The 25,390-nt window shown below is 73.2% G+C and carries 24 protein-coding genes and 1 pseudogene; 12 read left to right on the plus strand and 13 right to left on the minus strand.

Annotation, left to right across the window (positions count from 1 at the left end; translation table 11 throughout):
* The 3 genes and pseudogenes from ADK52_RS26840 to ADK52_RS26850 all read left to right on the plus strand — a co-directional run.
* Positions 1–274, plus strand: a pseudogene (locus ADK52_RS26840) (DNA recombination/repair protein RecA); the annotation flags it as partial.
* A gap of 3 nt (positions 275–277) precedes the next feature.
* A complete protein-coding gene (gene recX, locus ADK52_RS26845; protein WP_078988626.1) occupies positions 278–976 on the plus strand; it encodes a recombination regulator RecX in 699 nt (232 codons plus the stop codon).
* Between the two features lie 138 nt (positions 977–1,114).
* Complete coding sequence (locus ADK52_RS26850) at positions 1,115–3,718, plus strand: FtsX-like permease family protein (protein ID WP_053692415.1); 2,604 nt, start codon at positions 1,115–1,117, stop codon at positions 3,716–3,718.
* 142 nt (positions 3,719–3,860) lie between these two features.
* Here ADK52_RS26850 and ADK52_RS26855 read toward each other — a convergent pair whose 3' ends face one another.
* The 8 genes from ADK52_RS26855 to ADK52_RS26885 all read right to left on the minus strand — a co-directional run bounded on the left by ADK52_RS26855 (position 3,861) and on the right by ADK52_RS26885 (position 10,157).
* Complete coding sequence (locus ADK52_RS26855) at positions 3,861–4,250, minus strand: rhodanese-like domain-containing protein (RefSeq protein ID WP_420714936.1); 390 nt, start codon at positions 4,248–4,250, stop codon at positions 3,861–3,863.
* Positions 4,247–4,816, minus strand: a complete 570-nt coding sequence (locus ADK52_RS26860; RefSeq protein WP_078988627.1) for a cysteine dioxygenase — start codon at positions 4,814–4,816, stop codon at positions 4,247–4,249. Before ADK52_RS26860 ends, ADK52_RS26855 begins: the two co-directional genes overlap by 4 nt.
* Before the next feature lie 61 nt (positions 4,817–4,877).
* On the minus strand, positions 4,878–4,964 hold the full coding sequence (locus ADK52_RS45090; protein WP_311318651.1) for a putative leader peptide: 87 nt from the start codon (positions 4,962–4,964) through the stop codon (positions 4,878–4,880).
* 32 nt (positions 4,965–4,996) lie between these two features.
* On the minus strand, positions 4,997–6,604 hold the full coding sequence (locus ADK52_RS26865; RefSeq protein WP_053692418.1) for an FAD-dependent monooxygenase: 1,608 nt from the start codon (positions 6,602–6,604) through the stop codon (positions 4,997–4,999).
* A 180-nt stretch (positions 6,605–6,784) separates the two neighbouring features.
* Positions 6,785–7,678, minus strand: a complete 894-nt coding sequence (locus ADK52_RS26870; RefSeq protein ID WP_053692419.1) for an amino acid ABC transporter permease — start codon at positions 7,676–7,678, stop codon at positions 6,785–6,787.
* Complete coding sequence (locus ADK52_RS26875; protein WP_030154254.1) at positions 7,675–8,349, minus strand: amino acid ABC transporter permease; 675 nt, start codon at positions 8,347–8,349, stop codon at positions 7,675–7,677. The genes ADK52_RS26870 and ADK52_RS26875 overlap by 4 nt, the downstream gene beginning before the upstream one ends.
* A gap of 83 nt (positions 8,350–8,432) precedes the next feature.
* Entirely contained in the window at positions 8,433–9,284 is an 852-nt protein-coding gene (locus tag ADK52_RS26880) for a glutamate ABC transporter substrate-binding protein (protein WP_053692420.1), read from the minus strand.
* Positions 9,285–9,371: 87 nt separating this feature from the next.
* Positions 9,372–10,157, minus strand: coding sequence for an amino acid ABC transporter ATP-binding protein (locus tag ADK52_RS26885; RefSeq protein ID WP_030154256.1), 786 nt, complete (start codon positions 10,155–10,157; stop codon positions 9,372–9,374).
* A gap of 273 nt (positions 10,158–10,430) precedes the next feature.
* Between ADK52_RS26885 and ADK52_RS26890 the strand changes: the two genes are divergently transcribed.
* Positions 10,431–11,135: a response regulator transcription factor gene (locus ADK52_RS26890; protein ID WP_053692421.1), complete on the plus strand. Its 705-nt coding sequence runs from the start codon at positions 10,431–10,433 to the stop codon at positions 11,133–11,135.
* Between the two features lie 12 nt (positions 11,136–11,147).
* The gene (locus ADK52_RS26895) at positions 11,148–12,560 is read left to right on the plus strand and encodes a sensor histidine kinase (RefSeq protein WP_053692422.1); all 1,413 of its coding nucleotides are present in this window, start codon (positions 11,148–11,150) and stop codon (positions 12,558–12,560) included.
* Positions 12,561–12,581: 21 nt separating this feature from the next.
* Here ADK52_RS26895 and ADK52_RS26900 read toward each other — a convergent pair whose 3' ends face one another.
* Entirely contained in the window at positions 12,582–14,753 is a 2,172-nt protein-coding gene (locus ADK52_RS26900) for an endo-beta-N-acetylglucosaminidase (RefSeq protein ID WP_053692423.1), read from the minus strand.
* 85 nt (positions 14,754–14,838) lie between these two features.
* Positions 14,839–16,104 (minus strand): glycoside hydrolase 5 family protein, encoded by a 1,266-nt coding sequence (locus ADK52_RS26905; RefSeq protein WP_053692424.1) that lies wholly within the window; start codon positions 16,102–16,104, stop codon positions 14,839–14,841.
* Between the two features lie 276 nt (positions 16,105–16,380).
* Between ADK52_RS26905 and ADK52_RS26910 the strand changes: the two genes are divergently transcribed.
* Positions 16,381–17,430 carry a LacI family DNA-binding transcriptional regulator gene (locus ADK52_RS26910; RefSeq protein WP_078988628.1) on the plus strand — a complete coding sequence of 350 codons (1,050 nt, stop codon included), beginning with the start codon at positions 16,381–16,383 and terminating at the stop codon, positions 17,428–17,430.
* 111 nt (positions 17,431–17,541) lie between these two features.
* The gene (locus ADK52_RS26915; protein ID WP_053692437.1) at positions 17,542–18,510 is read left to right on the plus strand and encodes an ROK family protein; all 969 of its coding nucleotides are present in this window, start codon (positions 17,542–17,544) and stop codon (positions 18,508–18,510) included.
* On the opposite strand, the gene ADK52_RS26920 is transcribed toward ADK52_RS26915, so the two are convergent.
* A complete protein-coding gene (locus tag ADK52_RS26920; RefSeq protein ID WP_053692426.1) occupies positions 18,500–19,495 on the minus strand; it encodes a TAXI family TRAP transporter solute-binding subunit in 996 nt (331 codons plus the stop codon). The two genes, ADK52_RS26915 and ADK52_RS26920, sit on opposite strands and share 11 nt — an antisense overlap.
* A gap of 92 nt (positions 19,496–19,587) precedes the next feature.
* Between ADK52_RS26920 and miaB the strand changes: the two genes are divergently transcribed.
* Positions 19,588–21,114 (plus strand): tRNA (N6-isopentenyl adenosine(37)-C2)-methylthiotransferase MiaB, encoded by a 1,527-nt coding sequence (miaB, locus tag ADK52_RS26925; protein ID WP_078988629.1) that lies wholly within the window; start codon positions 19,588–19,590, stop codon positions 21,112–21,114.
* A 132-nt stretch (positions 21,115–21,246) separates the two neighbouring features.
* Positions 21,247–21,954 (plus strand): class III extradiol dioxygenase subunit B-like domain-containing protein, encoded by a 708-nt coding sequence (locus ADK52_RS26930; RefSeq protein ID WP_053692428.1) that lies wholly within the window; start codon positions 21,247–21,249, stop codon positions 21,952–21,954.
* 61 nt (positions 21,955–22,015) lie between these two features.
* Here ADK52_RS26930 and ADK52_RS26935 read toward each other — a convergent pair whose 3' ends face one another.
* Together ADK52_RS26935 and ADK52_RS26940 are read right to left on the minus strand one after the other, a co-directional pair.
* Complete coding sequence (locus ADK52_RS26935; protein ID WP_053692429.1) at positions 22,016–22,264, minus strand: antitoxin; 249 nt, start codon at positions 22,262–22,264, stop codon at positions 22,016–22,018.
* Positions 22,265–22,287: 23 nt separating this feature from the next.
* The gene (locus ADK52_RS26940) at positions 22,288–22,527 is read right to left on the minus strand and encodes a hypothetical protein (RefSeq protein WP_063783947.1); all 240 of its coding nucleotides are present in this window, start codon (positions 22,525–22,527) and stop codon (positions 22,288–22,290) included.
* Positions 22,528–22,700: 173 nt separating this feature from the next.
* Here ADK52_RS26940 and miaA point away from each other — a divergent pair, with 173 nt between their 5' ends.
* The 3 genes from miaA to dapF all read left to right on the plus strand — a co-directional run bounded on the left by miaA (position 22,701) and on the right by dapF (position 25,294).
* On the plus strand, positions 22,701–23,639 hold the full coding sequence (gene miaA / locus ADK52_RS26945) for a tRNA (adenosine(37)-N6)-dimethylallyltransferase MiaA (RefSeq protein ID WP_053692431.1): 939 nt from the start codon (positions 22,701–22,703) through the stop codon (positions 23,637–23,639).
* A gap of 131 nt (positions 23,640–23,770) precedes the next feature.
* The gene (locus tag ADK52_RS26950) at positions 23,771–24,307 is read left to right on the plus strand and encodes a hypothetical protein (protein ID WP_107090180.1); all 537 of its coding nucleotides are present in this window, start codon (positions 23,771–23,773) and stop codon (positions 24,305–24,307) included.
* Between the two features lie 111 nt (positions 24,308–24,418).
* A complete protein-coding gene (gene dapF / locus ADK52_RS26955; RefSeq protein WP_053692433.1) occupies positions 24,419–25,294 on the plus strand; it encodes a diaminopimelate epimerase in 876 nt (291 codons plus the stop codon).
* Positions 25,295–25,390 lie beyond the last annotated feature (96 nt).

Consider the following 25,390-nt stretch of genomic DNA (forward strand, 5'->3'; position numbering starts at 1 on the left):
GGAGCACGGCTTCGTGCGCAAGGCCGGCGCCTGGTACACGTACGAGGGCGACCAGCTCGGCCAGGGCAAGGAGAACGCCCGCAACTTCCTGAAGGACAACCCCGACCTCGCCAACGAGATCGAGCGGAAGATCAAGGAGAAGCTGGGCGTGGGCGTGCGCAAGGACGCCGCCGCCGAGGCGGCCGCCGGTGCGCCCGCCGCTGAGGCCGCGGCCGTGCCCGCCCCCGCGTCGAAGGCCAAGACGACGGCCAAGGCCGCCGTCGCCAAGAGCTGACCCGTGCGGGAGCAGGAAAGGGGCGGCGGGAGCGGCGGCCGGGAGGCCCGTCGCGAAGACGGCCGGGAAGGTCGTCGTGAAGGCGGCCGGGAAGGCCGTCGTGACGGTGGCCGCGAAGGTCGTCGTGAAGGCGGCCGGGAAGGTCGTCGTGAGGGCGACCGGGAAGGCCGTCAGGAACTGCCGCCCCAGAGTCCTGAGGAGCAGGCGCGGGCGATCTGCCTGCGCCTGCTCACCGGGATGCCGCGCACCCGGCGGCAGCTCGCGGACGCCCTGGACAAGCGGGGCATCCCCGAGGAGGTGTCGCAGGAGGTCCTCTCCCGGTTCGAGGAGGTCGGCCTGATCGACGACGCCGCGTTCGCCGGGGCCTGGGTCGAGTCCCGGCACCGCGGCCGGGGCCTCGCCCGCCGGGCGCTCGCGCAGGAGCTGCGCACCAAGGGGGTGCACGCCACCCTCGTCCAGGAGGCCCTGGAACAGCTGGACTCCGACCAGGAGGAGCAGACCGCCCGGGAGCTCGTGGAGCGCAAGCTCCGCGCCACCCGGAGCCTGGATCGGGACAAGCGGATCCGGCGCCTCGCCGGGATGCTCGCCCGCAAGGGGTACCCGGAGGGCATGGCCCTGCGGGTCGTCCGGCGCGCGCTGGAACAAGAGGGCGCCGAGGGCACGGACACGGACGACGACGGCCTGGGGTATGCGGGGTTCTGAGGTTCCGGCCTCCGCGCCACAGGGCCGGGGCCGGGGCAGGGCCCTGGCGTCTCGGCCCGGGGGGTGGGGATAGCCCCCGGGCCGAGACGCCAGGGTGCTTCACTGTCAACCACCGGGCCCGGCGGCAGAGTTGGCCGCATGATGCTGCGTTACGCCCTCCAGACCGTCAGGGACCGCAAGGCCGGCTTCCTCGGCGCCTTCGTCGCACTGCTGTGTGCGGCCGCCCTCATCACCGCCTGCGGCACGCTCCTGGACACCGGACTCCGCGGAAAGATCGCCACCGAGCGCTACGCGGCCACGCCGGTCGTCGTCTCCGCCGACCAGAACGTGCACGAGACCACGGTCAAGGCGAAGAAGGGCGATCCGCAGAAGGTCAAGACGAAGCACAAGGCCAAGCCCGTCGCCGAACGGGCCTGGCTGCCCGCCGCCACCGTGGACACGGTCCGCTCCGTGCCGGGCGTCGAGCGGGCCGTACCGGAGCTCAGCTTCCAGGCCGTCCCGCTGGTCAAGGCCCCCGGCGGTGCGAAGCCCTCGTACGGGCACGCCTGGACCTCCGCCGTGCTCACCCCGTTCACGCTCGCCGAGGGCCGCGCCCCCCAGGGCGGCGACGAGATCGTCGTCGACCGCGAACTGGCCGCCCGCGCGGGGCTGAAGCCCGGCGCCCCGCTCACCGTGCAGGCCACCGGCGAGCCGAAGACGTACACCGTGAGCGGGATCGCGCAGACGGCCCGCGGCGACCTCGCCCGGCAGAACGCGCTGTTCTTCGCAGACGTCGAAGCCCAGCGGCTGGCCGCCCGCGACGGACAGATCACCGCCATCGGGGTGCTCCCGGCGCCCGGAACCGACCCGGGCGAGCTGGCCGGGCGCATCGGGCAGGCGCTCCGGGGCCAGAGCGAGGGCCACAGCCAGGGCCAGGTTCAGGGTCCGGGCAACGGCAACGGCAGCGGCGCTCAGGTCGCCGTGGGCGACGCACGCGGGCCCGTGGAGTTCCTCGACGCGGCCGGCGCACGCATCAAGCTGGTCTCCATGGGCGGGGCCATGGGCGGCACCTCGCTGCTCGTCGCGATCCTCGTGGTCGTCGGCACCTTCGCCCTCTCCGTCCAGCAGCGCTACCGCGAGCTCGCCCTGCTGCGGGCCATCGCCGCGACGCCCAAGCAGCTGCGCCGCATGATCGGCCGCGAAGCCCTGGTCGTGGGCCTGGCCGCCGGTGTCGCGGGAGCACTGGCCGGGCTCCCGCTCGCCGCCTGGCTGCACGGCCGGTTCGTCGAGAGCGGGGTCGTCCCCGCCAACCTGGAGCGCACCGCCGGGATCTTCCCGATGTTCGCCGCCATCGGCGCGAGCCTGCTCGGAGCCTGGGCCGCGGCCCGGATCACCGGGCGGCGGATCGCCCGGATCCGCCCGGCCGAGGCGCTCGCCGAAGCCGCCGTGGAGCGGGGGCGGCCCGCGTGGATCCGGATCGCGATCGGGGTGCTGCTGCTGGCCGGCGGCGTGGTGCTGGTCGCCGTACTCAGCGCGCTGCGTACCGAACCGGCGTCGACCCCGGTGACCTTCCTCGCGGTCGTCGTGTTCGCCGGAGCGGTCTCGCTGCTCGGCCCGCTGCTGGTCCGGGGCGCGACCGCGCTGCTCGCCGGGCCGCTGCGGCTGGCCGGCCCGGGCGGGCACCTGGCCACCGCGAACCTGCGCGGCAACGCCACCCGGATGGCCTCCGCCGTCACCCCGCTCGCGCTGCTGATCGGCATGACCTGCACCGTCCTGTTCATCACGCCGACGCTGGGCAACGCCGCCCGGGCGCAGGCCCGTGACGGGGTCCGGGCCGGCTGGGTGCTGGCCGCGCAGGGTCCGGGCGTCACCGGCGGCGCCGCGGAGCGGATCCGCCGGACCCCCGGGGTCACGGCGGCCACCGAGATCGTGCACACGACCGTACGGGTGGGGCTGACGAAGTACGGCGCGCAGGGGGTCACCCCGGCCGGGCTGACCCGGACCTGGGACCCGGGTGTGACCAGCGGGAGCCTGGACGGCTTCGGCGACAAGAGCGTGGCGGTGAGCGAACTGGCCGCCGATCAGCTGGGGCTGAAGCCCGGGAGCCCGCTGCGGCTGACGCTGGGCGACGGGACCCCCGTCACCCTGACCGTCTCGGCGGTGTACGCGCGGGGGCTGGGCTTCGGTGACCTGACGCTGTCGCACGATCTCGTCGCGGCGCACGTGGACAACCCGCTGGCGAGCAGCGTGCTGGTGGCGGCGGAGCCGGGGACCGGGCGGCAGCAGCTGGCCGCGGCGGTCGGCGGGTTCCCGGGGGTCGGGGTGCTGTCGGCGCGGGACGCGGACGCGGCGCTGGCGGAGCGGCAGCAGGCGGGTGCCGAGATCAACCTGCTGGCGATGGGGCTGGTACTGGCCTTCACCGCGATCGCGGTGGTCAACACGCTGGCGATGTCCACGTCGGAGCGGCTGCGGGAGTTCGCGATGCTGAGGCTGGCGGGGGCGAAGCGGCGGCAGGTGCTGCGGATGCTGCGGACGGAGGCGCTGGCGGTGGTGCTGATCGGGGCGGTGCTGGGGTCCGGGATCGCGCTGGCCGTGCTGACCGCCTTCAGCGTGGGGATGACGGGGGCCGCGGCCCCGGCGGTGCTGCCGGTGGTGTACGTGGGGGTGGTGGGTGTGGCGGGGCTGCTGGCGATCGCCGCGACCGCCCTGCCGGGGCGGGTCGCGCTCCGGGTGCGGCCGGTCGAGGTCGCCACCTCGCGGTAGCGGCCCGCCGCCGTCCGCGGCCCGGGGCCCCGCCGCGGAAGCGGTGGAGCCCCGGGCCCGTGGCGTACGCGGCCTGCGGCGATGCGGCCCGAAGCCGCGGGCCCGCCGGGTCCGAGCCGTGCGAGGGCCACGTCGAGACCCGTCAGGACGAGACAGGGAGGCCGGCGGCCTTCCAGGCCTGGAAACCGCCCGTGAGGTCCGTCGCGCGGTGGAGGCCCAGGGCGTGGAGGGAGGCCGCCGCCAAGGAGGAGGCGTAGCCCTCGTTGCAGATCACCACCACCCGCAGGTCGTGCGAGGTGGCTTCGGCGGCGCGGTGGGAGCCCTGAGGGTCCAGGCGCCACTCCAGTTCGTTGCGCTCGACCACCAGCGCACCCGGGATCAGGCCGTCCCGCTCGCGCAGGGCCTGGTAGCGGATGTCCACCAGCAGCGCGTCGCCCGCGCGGAACGCCGCGTACGCCTGCGCCGGGTCGATCCGCGCGTACGTCGACCGGACCCGTTCCAGCAGGTCGTCGATGCCGATCGGGGCGCTCACTGCCAGTCCGCCGGGCGCTCGACCTGCTCCAGCGTGAGCACCTGCCCGGTGCGGCTGAAGCGGCGGATCAGGGGCAGCGGCGGGTAGTACGCGTGCACCGATACCGCGTGCTCCGCCTCCGACTCGTTGAGCACCTCGTGGACGTGGTGCTCGCCGAAGGCCCGGCCGGTCCCCGCGCCCAGGCTGCGGCTGCGGTCCAGGTCCGGGGCGAGTTCCAGGCTCCGCCAGCCCTCCGAGGGCAGCCGTACCGCCAGGGAGTGCTCCCGCAGGCGGCCCCGGGCGGTGGCGAACGCACCCTGCGACTCGGCGTGGTCGTGCCAGCCGGTGCCGGTGCCCGGCGGCCAGCCGATCACCCAGGCCTCGCTGCCGCCCGGCCCGTCGAGGCGGATCCAGGTCCGGCCCTCGGGGTCCAGGGGGAGGGAGTCGATGACCGCCGGGTCGGCGGCGGTGCGCAGGGCGAAGTCGAGGAGTTCCGCCGCCGTCACCGCAGGCGCGGAGGCGCGTACGGGGGCGTGCGGAGGTGCGGGGGGCGCAGTGGATGCACTGGGGGCAAGGGGCGCAGACATGGGGGCGTGACCGTCCTGGGGGTTCGCGAAAGTGCGCGCGGAGCGCGCGGGGGAAGGCGAATCAGCAGGAAGGGCGACACACGCAGCCCGCGTAGCGGAGCAGGTCCATATGGACCCTCCGCCACAGGCGTACGTCGTTGCCGGTCATTTCGCGAGTGAAGCACGCGGACCGGAGAGCGGTCAATCGATCACGGCGGGATGTGTCGGTGCCGTAGGCGTCGTTGACGACGGGTCGAGCGCCGCGCGAGCGCCTTCGGGCGCGCCCCACCGGACCGTGTCCGCCGCCTCGTACAGTTCGGCCGGCCGCACGCCCGCGAAGGTCGCCGCCAGGTGCCCGTCCGGCCTGACCAGCAGGACGGTGTGGGCCGGCGCCCCCGGGTAGCCGTCCGCGACCAGCAGTTCGGTACGGACCGGCAGGGCGCTCACCGCCGCCGCGAGGCGCGGCATCAGCCCGGCGCCCAGCCAGTGGCGCCGGTCCCAGACCCCGGTGCCCGGGGCGACCAGGACCACCAGCAGCCGGCCCCGCCCCAGCAGGTCGCGCAGCGGCACCGTCGACCCGTCGGGCGCGGTGACGGGAACGTTGGCGACCTGACCGCCCGGCTCCGTGTCGGTGGGCACCTCGCGTACGGCCACGGGAGGGGCGTACGTCGGCGCCGCACCCAGTGGTCCCCGCCCCAAGTGGCCGTCGGTCAGCAGCAGTTCACCGGAGCGAGTGGCGCCGGGCAGGTACGTCCGCAGCCCGCCGCCACCGCGCAGTCCGGGCATCGCCTGGTCGGCGGCGCGCAGCCGGGCCGCGACCGCCGTGCGGCGCTCGCCCTCGTAGCTGTCGAGGAGGGCCTCGGAAGCGCCCTGGTGCCAGGCCAGGGACAGCTTCCAGGCGAGGTTCTCGGTGTCCCGCAGCCCCTCGTCGACCCCCTGCGTGCCGAGTGCACCCAGCAGGTGGGCGGCGTCCCCGGCCAGGAAGGCGCGCCGGTCGCGCCAGCGCCGGGCCAGCCGGTGGTGCAGGGTGTACACCCCGGTGTCGAGGAGCTCGTACGGGGGTGTCGTGCCCCCGCACCACGCGGCCAGGGTGTCCCGGATCAGGGTGACGAGCGCGTCGGGCGTGACCAGCTCCCCGCGGGCCGGGAGCAGCCAGTCCAGCCGCCACACGCCGTCGGGCAGCGGCCGGGCAGTGGTCTCCTGCGGCGGGTCGCGGTGCAGCAGGGCCTCGCCGGGCCAGGGGAGTTCGGTGCGCAGCGCGGCCACGGCGTGCCGTTCGACGGCGGTGCGGCCCGGGAAGCGGATGCCGAGCAGCTTGCGCACGGTGGAGCGCGCTCCGTCGCAGCCGACCAGGTAACTCCCGCGCCACCAGGTGGTCTCGGCGCCACGGGTGTGCGCGGTGACCCCGTCGTCGTCCTGTTCCAGGGAGTCCAGCTTGCTGTCGGTGACCAGCTGGATCAGCGGATGCGCGGCCGCGGCGTCGCGCAGCCCGCGCGTGAGGGCGTGCTGCGGCAGGTGCAGGGGCGCCTGGCGGTCCTCGAAGGTGATGCGCCGCGCGTCGTCGGCCCGGCTGCGGCGCCGCATGGTGCGCCAGGCGGCGAACAGTGCCCCCTCGTCGCGCAGCGTGGCACAGCCCAGCCGGTGGACCATGGCCGAGGTGTCCTCGTGCAGGACGACCGTACGGGCAGGTCGGGGCAGGTCCTTGCCGGGTCCCTCGTCGAGCACGACGCTGGGAACGCCCGAGCCGGCCAGGGCCAGCGCCAGGGACAGTCCGACGGGCCCCGCGCCGACGACGATCACCGGGTCCATGATGCGGCTCCCGATGTCCGGTATGTGATCACAGAACGTATGCAACCCACTGGAGGTGCCTGCGTCAAGTGACACCCGGCCCCGCCAACGCCGTGTGGTGCGGCGGATGAGTTCCGCCGCACCACAGGTGTCACGCAAGTGTACTGACCGGGCGTCAGTGCCCCGAGCCGGGGAGAGCCGTCAGGGAGCCTCGCCCACGCCGGCCGCTCCGCCCGCGTCGACCTCGGCCACGTCCCCGGCGACGACCGCGCCGGTGCCCTTCTTCGACTTCCGCAGCCGTCCTTCGAGCCAGGAGGCGAAGGTGGTGAGCGCGAAGTTCACCACGATGTAGATCAGCGCGATCACGACGAGGGTCGGGATGGTGTTGCTGTAGTTCGCCGAGATCTGCCGGTTCATCGACAGCAGCTCGGCCAGACCCAGTACCGCACCGCCGATCGCGGTGTCCTTGAGGATCACCACGAGCTGGCTGACCAGCGCGGGCAGCATGGCGGTGACGGCCTGCGGGATCAGGACGTGCGCCATGATCTGGCCCTTGCGCATGCCGATCGCCTTGGCCGCGTCGGTCTGGCCGCGGGGCAGCGACTGGATGCCGGCGACGACGATCTCGGCGATGACCGCGGAGTTGTACAGGACCAGGCCGGTGACCACCGCGTACAGCGGCCGCAGCTCGGAGCTGACGGCGCTGTAGCGCACGTACAGCGCGGAGCCGAACAGCATGAGCATCAGCACCGGGATGGCACGGAAGAACTCGACCCAGGCGCCCACGGGGATCCGTACCCACCGGTGGTCGGAGAGCCGGCCGATGCCGAGGAGCGCGCCCAGCGGCAGTGCGATGACCATGGCGATGAGCCCGGCCTTCAGCGTCTCGCCGAGTCCCGGCAGCAGGTACGTCGTCCAGACCTGGTCGTCGGTGACGAACGGGCTCCACTTGTCGGCGTCGAGCTGGCCCTTGTCGGCCATGGCGCCGAGCACCCACCACAGGACCAGTCCGACCACCACGACGAAGACGGCCGTGTATATCCAGTTGCGCGCCTTGGCCTTGGGGCCCGGGGTGTCGTACAGCACGGAGCTCATCGCTTCACCGCCACTCGCTTGGCCACCCAGCCCAGGAGCAGGCCGGTGGGCAGGGTCAGCACGACGAAGCCGAGGGCGAAGATCCCGAAGACCGCGAAGAGTGCGTCCGCCTCGTTCTCGATCATTTCCTTCATCAGCAGGGCCGCTTCGGCCACGCCGATGGCCGCCGCCACCGTGGTGTTCTTGGTGAGGGCGATCAGTACGTTGGTGAGCGGCGCGATGACCGCCCGGAAGGCCTGGGGGAGCACGATCAGAGTGAGCACCTGGAAGAAGCTCAGGCCCAGCGCTCGGGCGGCTTCGGCCTGACCCACGGGCACCGTGTTGATGCCCGAGCGGATCGCCTCACAGACGAAGGTGCCGGTGTAGGCGATGAAGCCGAGGACCGCGAGCCGGAACCCGATCTCCTTGAACGTGCCGCCGCCGAGCGTGACGCCGAGAGTCTGGTTCAGACCCAGCGAGCAGCCGATGATCAGGACGGTCAGCGGAATGTTGCGCACGATGTCGACGTACGCCGTGCCGAAGGCCCGCATCAGCGGGACCGGGCTGACCCGCATCCCGGCCAGGACGGTGCCCCAGACCAGTGATCCGGCCGCCGAATAGAGGGTGAGCTGAACCGTCACCCAGAAGGCTCCGAGCACGTCGTACTGCCCGGAATCAAGAAAGTCGAACACGTTGCCCTGCGCTCTCCCCAGGATGGCCGGTGAGGGGTGCCGCCGCCCGTAGCAGGCGGGCGGCGACACCCCTCACCGGGGAATCAGCTGCCTTCGGTGATCTGCGGGGCCGGCTCGGCCTTGTAGTTGGCGGGGCCGAGGTTCTTGTCCACGGCCTTCTGCCAGGAGCCGTCCTCGACCATCTTCTTGAGGGCGGCGTTGACCTTCGTCTGGAGGTCCTTGTCGCCCTTCTTCAGGCCGATGCCGTAGGGCTCGTCGCTCAGCTTCAGGCCGACGAGCTTGAACTTGCCCTTGTTCTTCTCCTGCGCGGCGTAGCCGGCCAGGATCGAGTTGTCCGTGGTCAGGGCGTCGACGGACTTGTTCTCCAGGCCGGTGAGGCACTCGGAGTAGCCGCCCTGCTCCAGCAGGTCGGCCTCGGGGGCCAGCTTGGTCTTGACGTTCTGCGCCGACGTGGAGCCGGTGACCGAGCAGAGCTTCTTCTTGTTGAGGTCCTCGGCCTTGGTGATCGAGGTCTCGTCGGCGCGGACCAGCAGGTCCTGGTGGGCCAGGAAGTACGGGCCGGCGAAGTCGACCTTCGCCTTGCGCTTGTCGTTGATCGTGTAGGTCGCGACGACCAGCTTCACGTCACCGTTCGAGATCAGGTTCTCGCGCTCGGCGCTGACGGCCTGCTTGAACTCGATCTGGTCGGGCTTGTAGCCGAGCTCCTGGGCCACGTACGTCGCCACGTCCACGTCGAAGCCCGTGAACTTGCCGTCCGGGGTCTTGAGGCCCAGACCCGGCTGGTCGAACTTGATGCCGATGACGATCTTGTCCTTGGCGCCACCGGACGCGCCGCCGTCACTGCTCGCCTTGTCGCTGCTGCCGCCGCAGGCGGTCGCCGTCAGGGCGAGGACTGCGGCGACGGCTGCTGCCGCACCGGCCTTGAAAACCTTCATGGTGAACTTCCCTCGGGTGAGACGTTGTTGGACGACGAGCGACACGCGTGCTCTGGGCCGCCAGGGGATCACTACCAGACAAGACCGTCAGTGGTGCAGGATCTTCGAAAGGAAGTCCTTCGCGCGGTCACTGCGCGGGTTGCTGAAGAACTGCTCGGGCGCGGCCTCTTCGACGATCTTTCCGTCGGCCATGAAGACGACCCGATTGGCGGCGGACCGGGCGAAGCCCATCTCGTGCGTGACGACCACCATCGTCATGCCCTCCCGGGCGAGCTGCTGCATGACCTCCAGCACCTCGTTGATCATTTCCGGGTCGAGCGCCGAGGTCGGCTCGTCGAACAGCATCACCTTCGGGTCCATCGCCAGCGCGCGGGCGATCGCCACGCGCTGCTGCTGGCCGCCGGACAGCTGCGCCGGGTACTTGTCGGCCTGCGAGCCGACGCCCACCCGGTCGAGCAGGGACTTGGCCTTCTCGAGCGCGGCTGCCGAGTCCGTCTTGCGGACCTTGAGCTGACCCAGCATCACGTTCTGCAGCACCGTCTTGTGCGCGAACAGGTTGAAGGACTGGAACACCATGCCGACATCGGCACGCAGCCGGGCCAGTTCCCGTCCCTCCGACGGCAGTTCCTTGCCGTCGACCGTGATGGTGCCCGAGTCGATCGTCTCCAGGCGGTTGATGGTCCGGCACAGCGTGGACTTGCCCGATCCCGAGGGACCGATCACGACGACGACCTCACCGCGGGCAATGCTCAGATCGATGTCCTGAAGCACGTGCAGCGCGCCGAAGTGCTTGTTGACGTTGCTCAGTACGACCAGGTCGTCCGCGGCCGGGACCGCATCCTGCACGTCCTTGGTCACTGATACTCCGCTCATCGGCTTCTTGCTCCGTCCTCCTCGGTTGGGAGGACAGTAGTGACGTCGTGCGCACACAGTCATTACATCTGAGGGAGAATTGAGCATAACGAAACGGCCTCGCTCCGATACGCTCCGTGCGCACCGCGGCTGCCGGGCCCGATCGCCCGTACCGGGTGCATAACGGAAGGCGCGCCGGAGCGGAACCCCCTTGACGTGGGCCTCTCCATCGGCGTGGATGCAGGGTGGCCCTGACCGCGGGCCCTGATCAGGAGAACAGGAAAGGGGGACGCAATGAGACTGCTGCTCGTCGAGGACGACGACCACGTCGCCGCCGCCCTGTCCGCGATCCTCGCCCGGCACGGGTTCCAGGTGACCCACGCCCGCAGCGGCGAGGAGGCCCTCCAGGCCCTGCTGCCCGCCGGAGCTCCCCCCTTCGGCGTCGTCCTCCTGGACCTCGGCCTGCCCGATCAGGACGGGTACGAGGTGTGCGGCAAGATCCGCAAGCGCACCGCGACGCCCGTCATCATGGTGACCGCGCGCGGCGACGTGCGCTCCCGCATCCACGGCCTCAACATGGGCGCCGACGACTACGTCGTCAAGCCGTACGACACGGGTGAACTCCTCGCACGCATCCACGCCGTCGCCCGGCGCACCGGAGCGTCCGAGGAGGCCGCCGTCACCGGGACGGGCGCCGCCGACGTGGTCCGGCTCGGCCCCGTCAGCATCGAACTGCCCACCCGCCGGGTCAGCGTGGACGGCACCGACGTACCCCTCACCCGCAAGGAGTTCGACCTCCTGGCCCTGCTCGCGCAGCGCCCCGGCGTCGTGTTCCGGCGCGAGCAGATCATCAGCGAGGTGTGGCGCACCAGCTGGGAGGGGACCGGGCGGACCCTGGAGGTCCACGTCGCCTCGCTGCGCTCCAAGCTGCGCATGCCCGCGCTCATCGAGACCGTCCGCGGGGTGGGCTACCGGCTCGTCACCCCGGCCGCGCCCTAGCGGGGCCCCGCCGTGCGCGCCCGCCTGCTCCCCCTGCTCGTCGTCCTCATGGCGGGCGTGCTGCTCGCCCTCGGCTTCCCGCTCGCCGTCAGCCTGGCCGCAGGGCAGCAGCAGCGCGTGGTCGTCGACCGGATCGACGACAGTGCCCGCTTCGCCGCCCTCGCCCAGTTCGTCATCGACGCCGAGGGCTCCGGGTCCACCGGCGCCACCGAACGCCTGGAGACCCTCCAGCTGGAACTGGCCCGCTACCAGCAGCTGTACGGCATCCGCGTCGGCATCTTCCTGCGCAACGACAACGCCATGGCCCGCGCGCCCGGCTGGTGGGAGCTCCCGGAGAAGGGCGAGGGCCGCCTCGCCTTCCAGGAGGCCCTCGCCGGGCGCCGCAGCCATGACCCGGCCCAGGTGTGGCCCTGGCAGTCCCACGGCAAGCTGCTCGTCGCCTCCCCGGTCGTCCTCGACGGCGACGTCGTCGCGGTCGTCGTCACCGAGTCACCCACCGATCAGATGCGCGCCCGCATCCTGGAGGGCTGGCTGATCATCATCGCCGGGCTCGCCGCCGCGATGCTCGTGGCCTTCGGCGCCGCCCTCGTGCTCACCCGCTGGGTGCTCAAGCCCGTGCGGACCCTCGACGCGGCCGCCCACGGCATCGCCACCGGACGGATGAACTCCCGGGTCGCGGCGGCCGGCGGGCCCCCGGAACTCCAACGCCTGGCTCATTCGTTCAACGAGATGGCCGACAACGTGGAAGAGGTCCTGGAGCAGCAGCGGGCGTTCGTCGCCGACGCCTCCCACCAGCTGCGCAACCCGCTCGCGGCGCTGCTCCTGCGGATCGAGCTGCTCGCCCTCGAACTGCCCGAGGGCAACGAGGAGATCGCCTCCGTGCGGACCGAGGGCAAGCGCCTGACCCAGGTCCTGGACGACCTGCTGGACCTGGCGCTGGCCGAGCACACCTCCGCCGAGCTCACCCTCACCGACATCGCCGGGCTGACCGCGGAGCGGGTGGCCGCCTGGCGCCCGTACGCCGAGGAGAAGGGCGTACGGCTGACCGAGACGGGCCGGACCGCGGTCACGGGCTGGGCCGACCCCATCGCGCTCTCCAGTGCGCTCGACGCAGTGATCGACAACGCCCTCAAGTTCACCCCGGAGGGTGAGGCGGTCGAGGTGTCGGTCGCCCCGGCCGGGCCCTTCGTGCACGTCGTCGTCGCCGACCGCGGCCCCGGACTGACCGACGAGGAGCTGCTCCGCGTCGGCGACCGGTTCTGGCGCAGCGGCCTCCACCAGAACGTCAAGGGCTCCGGGCTCGGCCTGTCGATCTCCCGGGCGCTGCTCGCCGCGGGCGGCGGGTCCCTCGCGTACGAGACGAACCCGCCGCACGGGCTGCGGGTGACGGTGGCCGTCCCGCGCAGCGATCCGCACACCGTCTGAAAGCCGGGTGACCGGGGAGCGTCAGCTCCAGGGGAGCGTGGCGCCGGCCGGGGCGGAGGCCGCGTACAGCTCGTCCACGGCGCGGAGCTCGAAGACGGCCGCGGGCTCCCGGCCGGCGCGGGTGACGGCCGGGAGGTGCAGGGCCGTGCCGCAGGTGCCGCCGAGGAAGCGGCGGGTGCCGTCCGGGAGCAGCCGGTACAGCTCGTAGTGCCGGACCGGCCCGGTGGCCCGGCGCCAGGACAGCCGGACGGAGGCCTTGCCGTCCTGCTGGGCCGCGGCGTCCACGGTGAGTGCGCTCGGAGCCGCCGGGCGCCGCCGCGCGGTGTCCTCGCGTACCGACAAGGCGCCCAGCCGCCAGGACACGGCTCTGTTCCCGCGGGCCGTGATCCGTACGGCAAGCCCGTACGCGGTCCTGCCCGCCAGGGCCGAGAGCCCGACCCGGGAAGTGCGCCAGCCGCCCTGGCCGGAGCCCCGGACCGGCGCCTTCAGCCAGGTGTACGGGACGGGCTCGCCCGGGGCGGCCGGCTCGCGCGTGGCCACGCCGACCTCGACGGTGACCGCGCCCGTCTCGGTGGCGTGCACCAGCTCCAGTACCGCGGAGCCGGTCAGGGGAAACCGGGTGCAGTGCAGCCCGATGACGGCCGGGGCGGTCAGGGGGCCGGACACGAGGAGGCTGGAGCCGCCGCGCCAGGCCCTCGCGAAGTCCAGCGTGACGGACGGGCGCGCTCCGGAGGTCTCGACGGCCCAGCGGCGGCCCGGGAGCCGGTCCTGGAGCCCGAGGTGGTTCCACGGGGTGTCGGAGGTGACCTTGCCGTCCTCGTACCAGCGCTCCCCGTGCCCCGTGTTGAAGGAGCAGGCGAACGGCAGTGCGGCGACGGTGGACCGGTCCGCGACGGCGGTGGCGGGCGCCCGCCAGGTGCCCTCGGGCGCCGGGTGGGCCGGATCGAAGGACTCGCCCGTCCAGAACCGGTCGTCGGCGCGGTGGAAGGCGCCGGGGGAGCGGTCGGTGAGGTGGTTGCGGGTCCATTCGGGGCGGTAGAAGCCGAAGCTGACGACGTGGTCGCGGTCGCGCGGGATGATCGCATCCCAACGGACTCCGGAATTCCAGCCGTTGGCCTCCATGTCGAGGGCCGCCCACAGCTCGTGGCGGGAGCGGCCCAGCCGGTCGGCGAGGGCCCCGGAGGCGGCCAGGGTCTGCGGGGTCCAGCGGAAGTCGACGAACATCGTGTCCGCGACCGGGCCCGCCCGGTCCTCGAAGAACTCCTGGTTGAGCTGGTTGAGCGCGCCCTGCCAGCCGACCCGTCCGGTGCTGTTCATGGCGTCGTACCAGGTGATCCGCAGGCCGTACGGGGCTCCGGCCGCCCGCAGGGCGCGCAGGAACTCCCGCATCCGGGCGGCGAGCGAGCTGTCCCCGCCGTCGGTCTCGGCGTTCACGAACCAGCCGTCGAACCCGTACGTCCGCGCCACCTGTACGAGCTTCTCGGCGATCGGGAACCGGCCGAGGGGATCCCGCTGGACGAGGTCCCGGGTCCACTGGAGGTCGCCGCCGTACGCGACGGGCGGCAGGAAGACGTTGCCGAGCACCGGGACGCCGTTGCGGTGGGCGGCGTCGATGACGGGCGCGTTCGGGGCGAGCACGATGCCCTCGCCGGAGGAGCCGCCCCAGAACACCAGCTCGTCGAGGTACGCCCAGTGCGTCAGCGCGTAGTGGTCGGCGGTCGCGGAGCCCTGGGAGGGGTTCTGGGCGGTGGGCCCGAAGGAGACGAGGGAGGAGATCCGGGCCTGGCCACCGCGGGCGCCCGCGTTCGGGGGCACGGGGGTGAAGCGGGCCGCGAGGGACACGGTCGCGGTGTTGTACGCGAGGTCCGGATCGGACTCGGGGTTCCACTGCTTGAGGGAGCGCCAGGTGATGCCCGGGCCGGGGGCGCCGTGGGGGAGGGAGTCGGGGAACCAGTAGGAGGCGTACGGGGCCAGGTCGGCGGGGGGCGTCGGGGCGGGGGCGGGCACGGGGGCCGGGGCGACGGCCGGGGCGACGGCCGGGGTGGCCTGGGCTTCGGTGGCGGCGCCCGTGGCTCCGAGCAGCGCGGCGGCTCCCGCCCCGGCCCCGGCGGCGAGGAGGCCGCGGCGGGTCGGCGGGGCCGTACGTAACGAGCGGGTGGTGCGAGGATCGGCGCCGTTGTCGGTCCGGGACATGCGGGCTCCTCGGTGAGGGGTGGCGGGTGACGGGTGAGGGTGAGGCTGACGAGTGACGGGTGGCGCATGGTCAAGTCGCGGGTGGTCAGGTGACGTCCGGCACGCGCAGCACTTCCGTGATGCCGCGCGCCGACAGATGGGCGGGCTCCTCGGCCCGTTCCGCCAGGACCACCGCGGGGCGGACCCCCTGGGCCGTGAGCGCGGCCCAGGTCTCGAAGAAGGCGCCGCCCGGAGCACACACGGAGCGCCCCGGCGCTGCCTGCGCCCCGCCGACGTCCACGGCCAGCGCGGTGGACCGAACGGCCGGGCGGTGTTCCCGGCCCCGCCACTGCGCGGCGATCCGGGCGACGGCCGCCCCGGCCGGCTTGGCCCTGCGGTCGTTGGTGAGCAGGCCGAGCCCGTACTCCAGCTCGGGGAAGTCCGCGAGCTCCCGGGACACGTCGTGCGAGCACCACCAGGTCACGCCCCACAGGTCCGGGCAGTCCAGCACGTTCGCCACCGTCGCCTCGGTGAAGGCGGCCGCGTGCTCCGCCGGGATCAGCGGCGCGGGCGCCCCGACCTCCTGGAGCCACACCGGCCGGTGCGCATCGACCGCCCAGGCCTTCGCCAGCTCGACCAGGTACGCGGCGTGGTGCTCGGTCGCCGTGCCGGTCCGGCCGTGGCGCTGCGCGGTGCCGTTGAACACCCAGGAGTGCACCGCCGTGGCCGCGCCCAGCCGGGCGGCCTGGGCCGGGGTGAAGGGGTGCCCGTCCTGGTACCAGGCGGCGTCGTACTCGGCGTGCACGTGGAACCGGCCCGGGGCGCCCTTCTCGCACGCGGCGAGCATCCGCTCCAGCCAGCGGCCGGCCTGCTCCCCGGTGATCCGGTCCGGGTCCGGATGCGGGCCGTCGGAGAACTGGTTGACCTCGTTGCCGACGGTCATGCCGAGGAAGTTGGGCCGGTCGGCGAGGGCGGCGGCCAGCGTGCGCAGGTACTCCTCCTGCGCGGCGACGACGTCCGGGTCGGTGAAGATGTTCCGCCGGTGCCAGGTCCCGGTCCACGCCGGCAGGAAGTCGAAGCTCGACAGATGCCCTTGCAGACCGTCCACGTTGACGTCGAGCCCGCGCTCGGCGGCCGCGTCGGCGAGCGCGACGAGCTGCTCGACGGCGCGCGGCCGGATGAGCGTCCGGTTCGGCTGGAACACCGGCCACAGCGGGAAGACCCGTACGTGGTCCAGCCCGAGCGCGGCGACGGAATCGAGGTCGGCCCTGACGTCGTCGAGGTCGAAGTCGAGCCAGTGGTGGAACCAGCCGCGGGACGGGGTGTAGTTGGCGCCGAAACGGAGCGGACGAGGGGCGAGTTCGTCGTGCATGGGGCGTCCGTCCTGGAGTTCGCGTGAGTTCTCGGAAGGTTTCGGAAGGCTTCGGAAATACGCCGGCGGCACACAAACTGCCGCGTGTCGTGGGGTTAGTCAACAGGGCCTCCGACGCCGGAACTTATGCGCTTCAGCCCCGTTGACAGAAGGGTTCTGGGCTCTCAAGCTGGTGGAACTAATGCGGTTTAGTTAGGGTGCGGGAAAGTGTCCGGAAATGGACAGCGAACAGCGATGAGTACAGCCCCTCGGGGGCGAGGAACGGGCAGGCCGGGCATGGCACGTCGACCCACCATCAAGGACATCGCCCGACGGGCCGGGGTGTCCGAGAGCGCCGTGTCCTTCGCTCTCAACGACCGGCCGGGCGTCTCCCAGGACACCCGCGCCCGGATCCGCCGGGTCGCCGAGGAACTCGGCTGGCAGCCCAACAGCGCGGCGCGGGCCCTGTCCGGTGAGCGCTCCGGCGCGGTCGGGCTGGTGCTCGCCCGGCCCGCGCAGACCCTCGGCGTCGAGTCCTTCTTCCTCCAACTGGTCTCGGGCATCCAGGAGGTGCTCTCCGCGGGCCGGGTCGCGCTGCTCTTCCAGGTCGTGGACGGCATCGACGCCGAATGCGCCGTGTACCGCCGCTGGTGGGCCGAGCGGCGCGTGGACGGGGTACTCGTCGTGGACCCGCGTACGGATGACCCGCGGCCGGAGCTCCTCGCTCAGCTCGGGCTCCCGGCCGTGATGATCGGCGGGGCGAGCGGGACGGGCGCGGCGGCCGGGAGCGGGCCGTTGTCCTCCGTCTGGGCCGACGACGCTCGGGCCATGGCCCAGGTCGTGGACCACCTCTACGGGCTGGGCCACCGTAGGATCGCCCACATCGCCGGGATGCCCGGCCTGGTCCACACCGCCCGCCGCATCGCCTCTCTGCGCGCCGAGGCCCGGGCGCGCGGGCTCGACCCGGAGCACGTGCGTTCGGTGGTCACCGACTACTCCGACGCCGAGGGGGCGGCCGCCACCCGCCGGGTCCTCGCCGAGCCCGAACCGCCGACCGCGCTCGTCTACGACAACGACGTGATGGCGGTGGCCGGCATCGCCGTCGCTGCCGAGCTGGGCATCGCGGTCCCCGGCCGGATCTCCATGGTCGCCTGGGACGACTCGGCGCTGTGCCGGGTCACCCACCCCCGGCTCACCGCGCTCGTACGCGACACCGCCGGCTTCGGCCGGCTCGCCGCCGAGGAGCTGCTCGCCGTGCTGGCCGGGAGCCCGCCCCGGGCCCGGGAGAGCGAGCGGCCGCGGCTGGAGCCCCGGGAGAGTACGGCCCCGCCGGCGGCCGCATACTGATTCCGACCCCTTCCTGGAGCCGCTTCCGTGACCAGTCCCCCCTCCGACGCGCCCGCACCGCAGGCCGCTGTCGATGCCGCCGTCGTTGCGGATGCTTCCGCGGCCGCCGGTCTGACGGTGGCCATCGACATCGGCGGTACGAAGATCGCCGGCGCGCTGGTGCACCCCGACGGCACGATGACGGCCACCACCCGCCGCCCGACCCCGCGCGGCGCGGACGGCGACGGGGTCTTCGCCGCCGTCGCCGAGGTCGTCGTCGAACTGGCGCTCTCCCCGCTGTGGGGCTCGGCGGTCCGCTGCGGCATCGGCAGCGCGGGCCCCGTGGACACCTCGCGCGGCACGGTGAGCCCGGTGAACATCGGGGCGTGGCGGGAGTTCCCTATCCAGGCCCGGGTCGAGGCCGAACTGGCCCGGCACGGCGCGGCCCTGCCGACCGTGCTCGCCGGCGACGGCGTGGCGATGACCGCCGCCGAGCACTGGCTGGGCGCGGCCCGGGGGCACGCGAACGCCTTGTGCATGGTGGTCTCCACCGGGGTGGGCGGCGGGCTGATCCTGAACAACCGACTCCACCCGGGCCCCACGGGCAACGCGGGTCACATCGGCCACATCAGCGTGGCCTTCGACGGTGAGCCGTGCGTCTGCGGGAGCCGCGGGTGCGTGGAGTCCATCGCCTCCGGTACCGCCATCGCCCGCTGGGCCCTCGCCCAGGGCTGGACCCCGTCGGGCTCCGCCGGGGACGCCTCGGCGGCGGGCGTGGCCGTGGCCGCCGAGGCCGGGGACACCATCGCCGTGGCCGCCTTCGACCGCGCGGGGCGGGCTCTGGCCGCGGCCATCGCCGCCACCGCGACGCTCGTCGAGACGGACATCGCGGTCATCGGCGGGGGCGTCGCCATGTCGGGGGACACGCTGTTCACGCCGATCCGCGCGCACCTGGCCGACTACGCCACGCTGTCCTTCGTGAGCGGGCTGCGGGTGGTCCCGGCGACCCTGGGAACGCACGCGGGGCTGATCGGGGCGGCCGCGGCGGCGATGATGCTGCTCCCGGGCGGGCCGTCGGCCCCGTCGGGCCCTACGGCTTGACGGACCGGTAGTACCGCTGCGCGCCTTCGTGCAGGTCCAGGGGGTCCGTGTAGATCGCCGTGCGCAGGTCCACCAGCTGCGCGGCGTGCACCTCGTGCCCGATGGTGTCGCGGCTGGCGATCACCGTGCGCGTGAACTGCTCGGTCAGCTCCGGGTCCGTCTCCTCGGTCGTGACCAGCAGGTTCGGCACGGCCAGGGTCGCCACCGAGGAGGTGTTCCGGGCCCGGGTGTACGCGTCCTGCGGCATCACCGCCGCCCGGTAGTACCGCGCCGGGGTCCCGCTCTCCTGGAGGGCCTCGACCAGGTCGCCGAGCTGCACGAGCCGGATGTCGTACCGCTCCGACAGCTCGCGCACCGCCTGCGTCGGCAGACCGCCGGACCAGAAGAAGGCGTCGATCCGGCCGGCCTCCAGCTCCGCGGGCATGGTGTCGATGCCGATCGACACCGGGGTGATGTCCCGCGCCGGGTCCAGCTTGGCCGCCTTCAGCAGCCGCTCGGAGATCAGCCGCACGCCGGATCCCGGCTGGCCGATCGCGACCCGCTTGCCCTTCAGGTCCCGCGCCGACAGCACGTTGGAGCCGGCCGGCACCACGAGCTGAACGTAGTCGTCGTAGAGGCGTGCGACGCCGCGCAGCCGCTCGGCGCCCGGCTTCCCGTCGGCCCGGTACTTGGAGACCGCGTCCGCGGTCGCGATGGTGAAGTCGGCCTTCCCGGTGGCCACCCGCTGGAGGTTCTCCTGCGAGCCTTCGCTGGGCTGCAGCGCCACCTTCACACCGGGCATGTCCCGGGCCAGGGCCTGCTCCAGCAGCTGGCCGTAGCGGTGGTAGACACCGGTGCGGACCCCCGTGCTGAAGGTCAGCCCGCCGCGCAGCTCCGGCTCCCCGAAGGGCCTCAGCCACCAGGTGAGCAGCCCGAGCACCGCCAGGACGGCCACCAGCCCCCACAGGGCGGTGCGCCTGCGGATGCGGGGCGGTACGTGAGCCATGCGGCGATCCTGCCACCGGGCGGGGCCGCTGTCACGGCCCGCCCGCGGCGGAGGGGGCCGGAGCGCTTCCGGGCACCGCCTACCCTTGTTGCATGACCAGCAGCAGCGACCGGAGCACGGCAGTGGACGTCAAGGGAACATACGAGGTGCGCACCTACGGGTGCCAGATGAACGTGCACGACTCCGAGCGGCTGTCCGGTCTGCTGGAGGGCGCGGGCTACACGCGGGCGCCCGAGGGATCCGACGGTGACGCCGACGTCGTGGTGTTCAACACCTGCGCCGTGCGGGAGAACGCCGACAACAAGCTGTACGGCAACCTCGGCCGGCTCGCCCCGATGAAGACCAAGCGCCCCGGCATGCAGATCGCCGTCGGCGGCTGCCTCGCGCAGAAGGACCGCGACACGATCGTCCGGCGGGCCCCCTGGGTCGATGTGGTCTTCGGCACGCACAACATCGGCAAGCTGCCCGTCCTGCTGGAGCGCGCCCGCGTCCAGGAAGAGGCGCAGGTCGAGATCGCCGAATCGCTGGAGGCGTTCCCCTCCACGCTGCCGACCCGCCGCGAGTCCGCGTACGCCGCGTGGGTCTCGATCTCCGTCGGCTGCAACAACACCTGCACCTTCTGCATCGTCCCGGCCCTGCGCGGCAAGGAGGAGGACCGGCGGCCCGGCGACATCCTCGCCGAGGTGGAGGCGCTGGTCGCCGAGGGCGTCTCCGAGATCACCCTGCTCGGGCAGAACGTGAACGCGTACGGGTCCGACCTGGGCGACCGCGAGGCGTTCAGCAAGCTGCTCCGTGCCTGCGGCCAGATCGAGGGGCTGGAGCGGGTCCGCTTCACCTCCCCGCACCCGCGGGACTTCACGGACGACGTGATCGCGGCGATGGCCGAGACCCCGAACGTGATGCCGCAGCTGCACATGCCCATGCAGTCCGGTTCGGACACGATCCTGCGCGCGATGCGCCGCTCGTACCGCCAGGAGCGCTTCCTCGGCATCATCGAGAAGGTCCGCGCCGCGATTCCGCACGCCGCGATCTCCACCGACATCATCGTGGGCTTCCCCGGTGAGACGGAGGAGGACTTCGAGCAGACGATGCACGCCGTGCGCGAGGCCCGCTTCGCCAACGCGTTCACCTTCCAGTACTCCAAGCGCCCCGGGACCCCGGCGGCGGACATGGAGGGGCAGATCCCGAAGGAGGTCGTCCAGGAGCGGTACATGCGGCTGGTCGCCCTCCAGGAGGAGATCTCCTGGGAGGAGAACAAGAAGCAGGTCGGGCGGACGCTGGAGGTCATGGTCGCCGAGGGCGAGGGCCGCAAGGACGGCGCGACGCACCGGCTGTCCGGGCGGGCGCCCGACAACCGGCTGGTGCACTTCACGAAGCCGGACGGGGAGGTCCGTCCCGGTGACGTGGTGACGGTGGACATCACGTACGCGGCCCCGCACCACCTCCTGGCGGAGGGCCCGACGCTGTCCGTGCGCCGCACGCGCGCGGGCGATGCCTGGGAGAAGCGCAACGCCGCTCCCGCGCAGCCGCAGGGCGTCATGCTGGGCATCCCCACCCTGGGCGTCCCCGCACCGCTCCCCGAGGCGACTTCGGGCTGCGCCCTGCCGACGTCCTCCTGACGCCTGCGTTTCCGGCCCCGCCGGTGTGCGAGGCGCGCGGATTCGACGCACGCCCGCCCGGGGACGGAGCCCCGGGCCGGGAGTGGCCCGGCGGGGCCCCACGGGCGGCCGCGCGGGGCTAGGGTGCGGATCATGCTTGTAGCCGCCTCCGTGTGTCCCGCCCCGCCCCTGCTCGTGCCCGAGGTCGCCGCCGGGGCCGCCCCGGAGCTCGCGGACGCCCGTACCGCCTGCTCCGACGCGCTCGCGGTGCTCGCCGCGTCCCGCCCCGACCTCTTGGTCGTCGTCGGCGCCGCCGACCAGGACCACCGCGGGCCCTACCCCCAGGGCTCCCGGGGCACCTTCCACGGCTTCGGGGTCCAGGCCGGCGTACAGCTCGGAGAGGGCGAGGAGGGGCCGCGCCTGCTGCCGCCGTCCCTGGCCGTCGGCGCGTGGCTGCTGCGGCACGCCCGCTGGGGCGCCGCCCCCGTCGAAGGGCTGGGCGTCGGGGAGCCCCTCGAAGCCGCGCGGTGCCTGGAGGCCGGGCGGGGGCTCGCCGCGCGCGAGGAGCGCGTCGCGCTCCTCGTCATGGGGGACGGCAGCGCCTGCCGCACCCTGAAGGCCCCCGGTTACCTCGACGACCGCGCCGCCGCCTTCGACGCCGCCGCGGCCCGCGCGCTGGCCGCCGCCGACGTGGCCGCGCTCTGCGACCTCGACACCGACCTCGCGTACGAGCTCAAGGCCGCCGGCCGGGCTCCCTGGCAGGTGCTGGCCGGTGCGGCCGAGGGCGCGGGCCTCGACGGTCGGCTGCTGTACGAGGACGCCCCGTACGGGGTCGGCTACTTCGTCGCCACCTGGTCCTGACCGGCGGAAACGAGGAAGGGGCGCGGGTTCGGCCGAACCCGCGCCCCTTCCGCCGACCGTGTCAGGAAGACGCCGGCGGCGGCGTCGGCCCGCCGGGGGCGTCCTTGTGCGCGATCTTGCCCAGGGCGTCCTTCGCCTTGCTCGTGCCGGACTCGATGTGGCCGTGGTACTTGCCCTTGGTCTTGGAGTCCACGGCCTTGGCCACCTTGTCGAGATTCTGGCCGATCTTCCCCTCGTGCTGCTGCGCGAGGTCACCGACCTTTTCCTTCGCCGGTGCGAGCTTGGCCTTCAGCGTGTCCAGCAGGCCCATGGGTCACCTTCCAGTGGCGGTAGCTACTTACGGGCGCCTTCGCCGGCCTCGCTGTCCGCGGCCTTCTCCGCCGACTGCTGCTTCGGGATCTCCACGCCCTCCGGCGCGGCGCCCTCCGACCCGGCCGGCTCGGCCTCGATCCCGGTGGTCTCCGCCTCGTTCTCGGCGACCGCGGCCTCGGACTCCGTCGTCAGCGTCGCGGCCGCGGCTTCCTCCGTGCTCGCTTCCGCGGCCTTGCGGCGAAACCGACTAAAAACGCCCATGTCTACTCCCATAACGCTACTCGTGCGGGTGAAGTTCCGCCTTGTGCGGCCCGGCCTCCGCCGGGCGTGCGCCCGGCGGAACCCCGCCAGGGCAACGACGCCACCACCGCCCCGTCACGTAACTCGATCGGGTACATGCCGGTGTCTTGACGGGGGGCTGAGAGACTGGGGCGGTGAGCAACGCAGCCCCCGCTCCGCGGGTCATCGCCGTCGTCGGCCCCACCGCGGCCGGAAAGTCCGATCTGGGCGTAGCCCTGGCCCGCCATTTCGACGGCGAAGTCGTCAACGCCGATTCCATGCAGCTGTACCGGGGGATGGACATCGGCACCGCCAAGCTGACGACCGAGGAGCGCGGCGGGGTCCCGCACCACCTCCTCGACATCTGGGACGTGACCGAGACCGCGAGCGTCGCCGAATACCAGCGCCTGGCCCGCGCCGAGATCGACAAGCTGCTCGCCCAGGGCCGTACGCCCGTCCTCGTCGGCGGATCGGGCCTGTACGTCCGCGGCGCCCTCGACGCCATGGAGTTCCCCGGCACCGACCCGGAGGTCCGGGCCCGGCTGGAGGCGGAGGTCACGTTGCGCGGGCCGGGGGCCCTGCACGCCCGCCTCGCCGCCGCCGACCCGGCCGCCGCCCAGGCGATCCTGCCGAGCAACGGCCGCCGCATCGTCCGCGCCCTGGAGGTGATCGAGATCACCGGGAAGCCGTTCACCGCGAACCTCCCAGGCCACGAGTCGGTCTACGAGACCGTGCAGATCGGCGTGGACGTGGCCCGGCCGGAGCTCGACGAGCGGATCGCACTGCGGGTGGACCGGATGTGGGAGGCCGGACTCGTCGACGAGGTCCGCGCGCTGGAGGCGCAGGGCCTGCGCGACGGAGTCACCGCTTCCAGGGCCCTCGGCTACCAGCAGGTGCTGGCCGCCCTGGCCGGCGAGTGCACCGAGGACGAGGCCCGGGCCGAGACCGTACGGGCCACCAAGCGGTTCGCCCGCCGCCAGGACTCCTGGTTCCGCCGGGACCCCCGTGTGCACTGGCTCAGCGGCGCCGTCGCGGACCGGGGGGAACTCCTCGGACTCGCGCAGTCGTTGGTCGAACGAGCGGTCACAGCCTGATCACGTGATGGCATCGGGACGCCCCTCGCGCCCGTTCGGGGCCCTGAGCCGTGCCATCATCAAATTCCGCGGGTGCGGTCACCGGCGGTGAACAACGGCGTACGAAGTCCGAGTGGGGAGGGCGCGTGGCGATGGAGGCCGGCCCTCGCGACACCGGGCAGGACGGTACGAGGCAGGAAGCGGACCAGGCGCTCTGGGACAGCCACCCGGCGGTCGCCGGCGGCGAGGCTCCCGAGCCCGAGGCCCTCGGCCTGCCCGCCGACCCCGCACGGCTCACCCCCGACGGCCCGGACGCGCCGGACACCGCCGAGGCGGAGGCCGCCGCCGGTCCCGAGTTCGAGGTCGAGCTGCGCCCGCAGCCCCGACTGCGCATCTGGCAGATCGCCCCGATCGTGATGCTGGCCGCGGCCGGCTCCCTGATGTTCGCCTTCCCCCTCGCCTTCGAGTTCGGCGACGGCGGAGCCGTGGTCGCCATGCTCGGGTTCCTCATCTGCTGCTGCGCCGGCGGCTGGGGGATGATGGCCGCCCGCCGCGTCGGCCACACCTGGCCCGGGCTCCCGCCCCGGGGCAGCGGCCGCCGCCCCGACTGGCGCATGGCCGGGCTGTACGCCCTGGTCGCGCTGGCCGTCGTGGCCCTGGCCGTGTACCGGGTCGCGCGGCTGCGCTAGGCCGTCCCTTCCGGATCCTGCCCGGACCGGCCGGGGTCCCGTGCCGCCCGTCCGCCGCTCCCGGCGGGCGCCGCCGACCTGCCCGAACGCCCCGCTGGTTACCATGGGCGCGTGACGCAGACGAGCCTCTCCTTCCTCAAGGGCCACGGCACCGAGAACGACTTCGTGATCGTTCCGGACCCGGACAACGCCGTCGAGCTGCCCGCGACCGCCGTCGCGAAGCTGTGCGACCGGCGCGCCGGACTCGGCGCGGACGGGGTGCTGCACGTGGTCCGGTCCGCCGCGCACCCCGAGGCCGCGGACATGGCCGACGAGGCCGAGTGGTTCATGGACTACCGCAACAGCGACGGCTCCATCGCCGAGATGTGCGGCAACGGCGTCCGCGTCTTCGCCCGCTACCTCCAGTACGCCGGCCACGTCGAGCCCGGCGACCTCGCCGTCGCCACCCGCGGCGGCGTCAAGCGGGTGCACCTCGACAAGAGCGGCGACGTGACGGTCTCCATGGGCCGCGCCGTCCTCCCCGAGGAACAGGTCACCGTGAGCGTCGGCGAGCGCGCCTGGCCCGCCCGCAACGTCAACATGGGGAACCCGCACGCCGTCGCGTTCGTTGACAGCCTGGACCACGCCGGAAAGCTGCTCGACCCGCCCCCGTTCAGCCCGGCCGAGGTCTACCCGACGGGTGTCAACGTGGAGTTCGTCGTCGACCGCGGCCCCCGGCACGTCGCCATGCGCGTCCACGAGCGCGGCTCCGGCGAGACCCGCTCCTGCGGCACGGGCGCCTGCGCCGTCGCCGTGGCCGCCATCCGCCGTGACGGCGCCGACCCGGCCGTCACCGGCGAGCCCGTCACGTACACCGTCGACCTCCCCGGCGGCACCCTCACCATCACCGAACACCCCGACGGGCAGATCGACATGACGGGACCTGCCGTCATCGTCGCCGCGGGCGAGTTTGACGCGGCCTGGCTCACCGAAACGGCTTTCGGCTGAGGCTTCCCTCTAATGGGTGATCCGTTTCACGCTGAGCGAGAGGCGGACTGCGCCACGTGGTGGGGTCGGTAGCATCAGGCACCGGCCCTGAGGGCT

Source organism: Streptomyces sp. WM6372, assembly GCF_001279655.1.
Taxonomy (GTDB): Bacteria; Actinomycetota; Actinomycetes; order Streptomycetales; family Streptomycetaceae; genus Streptomyces.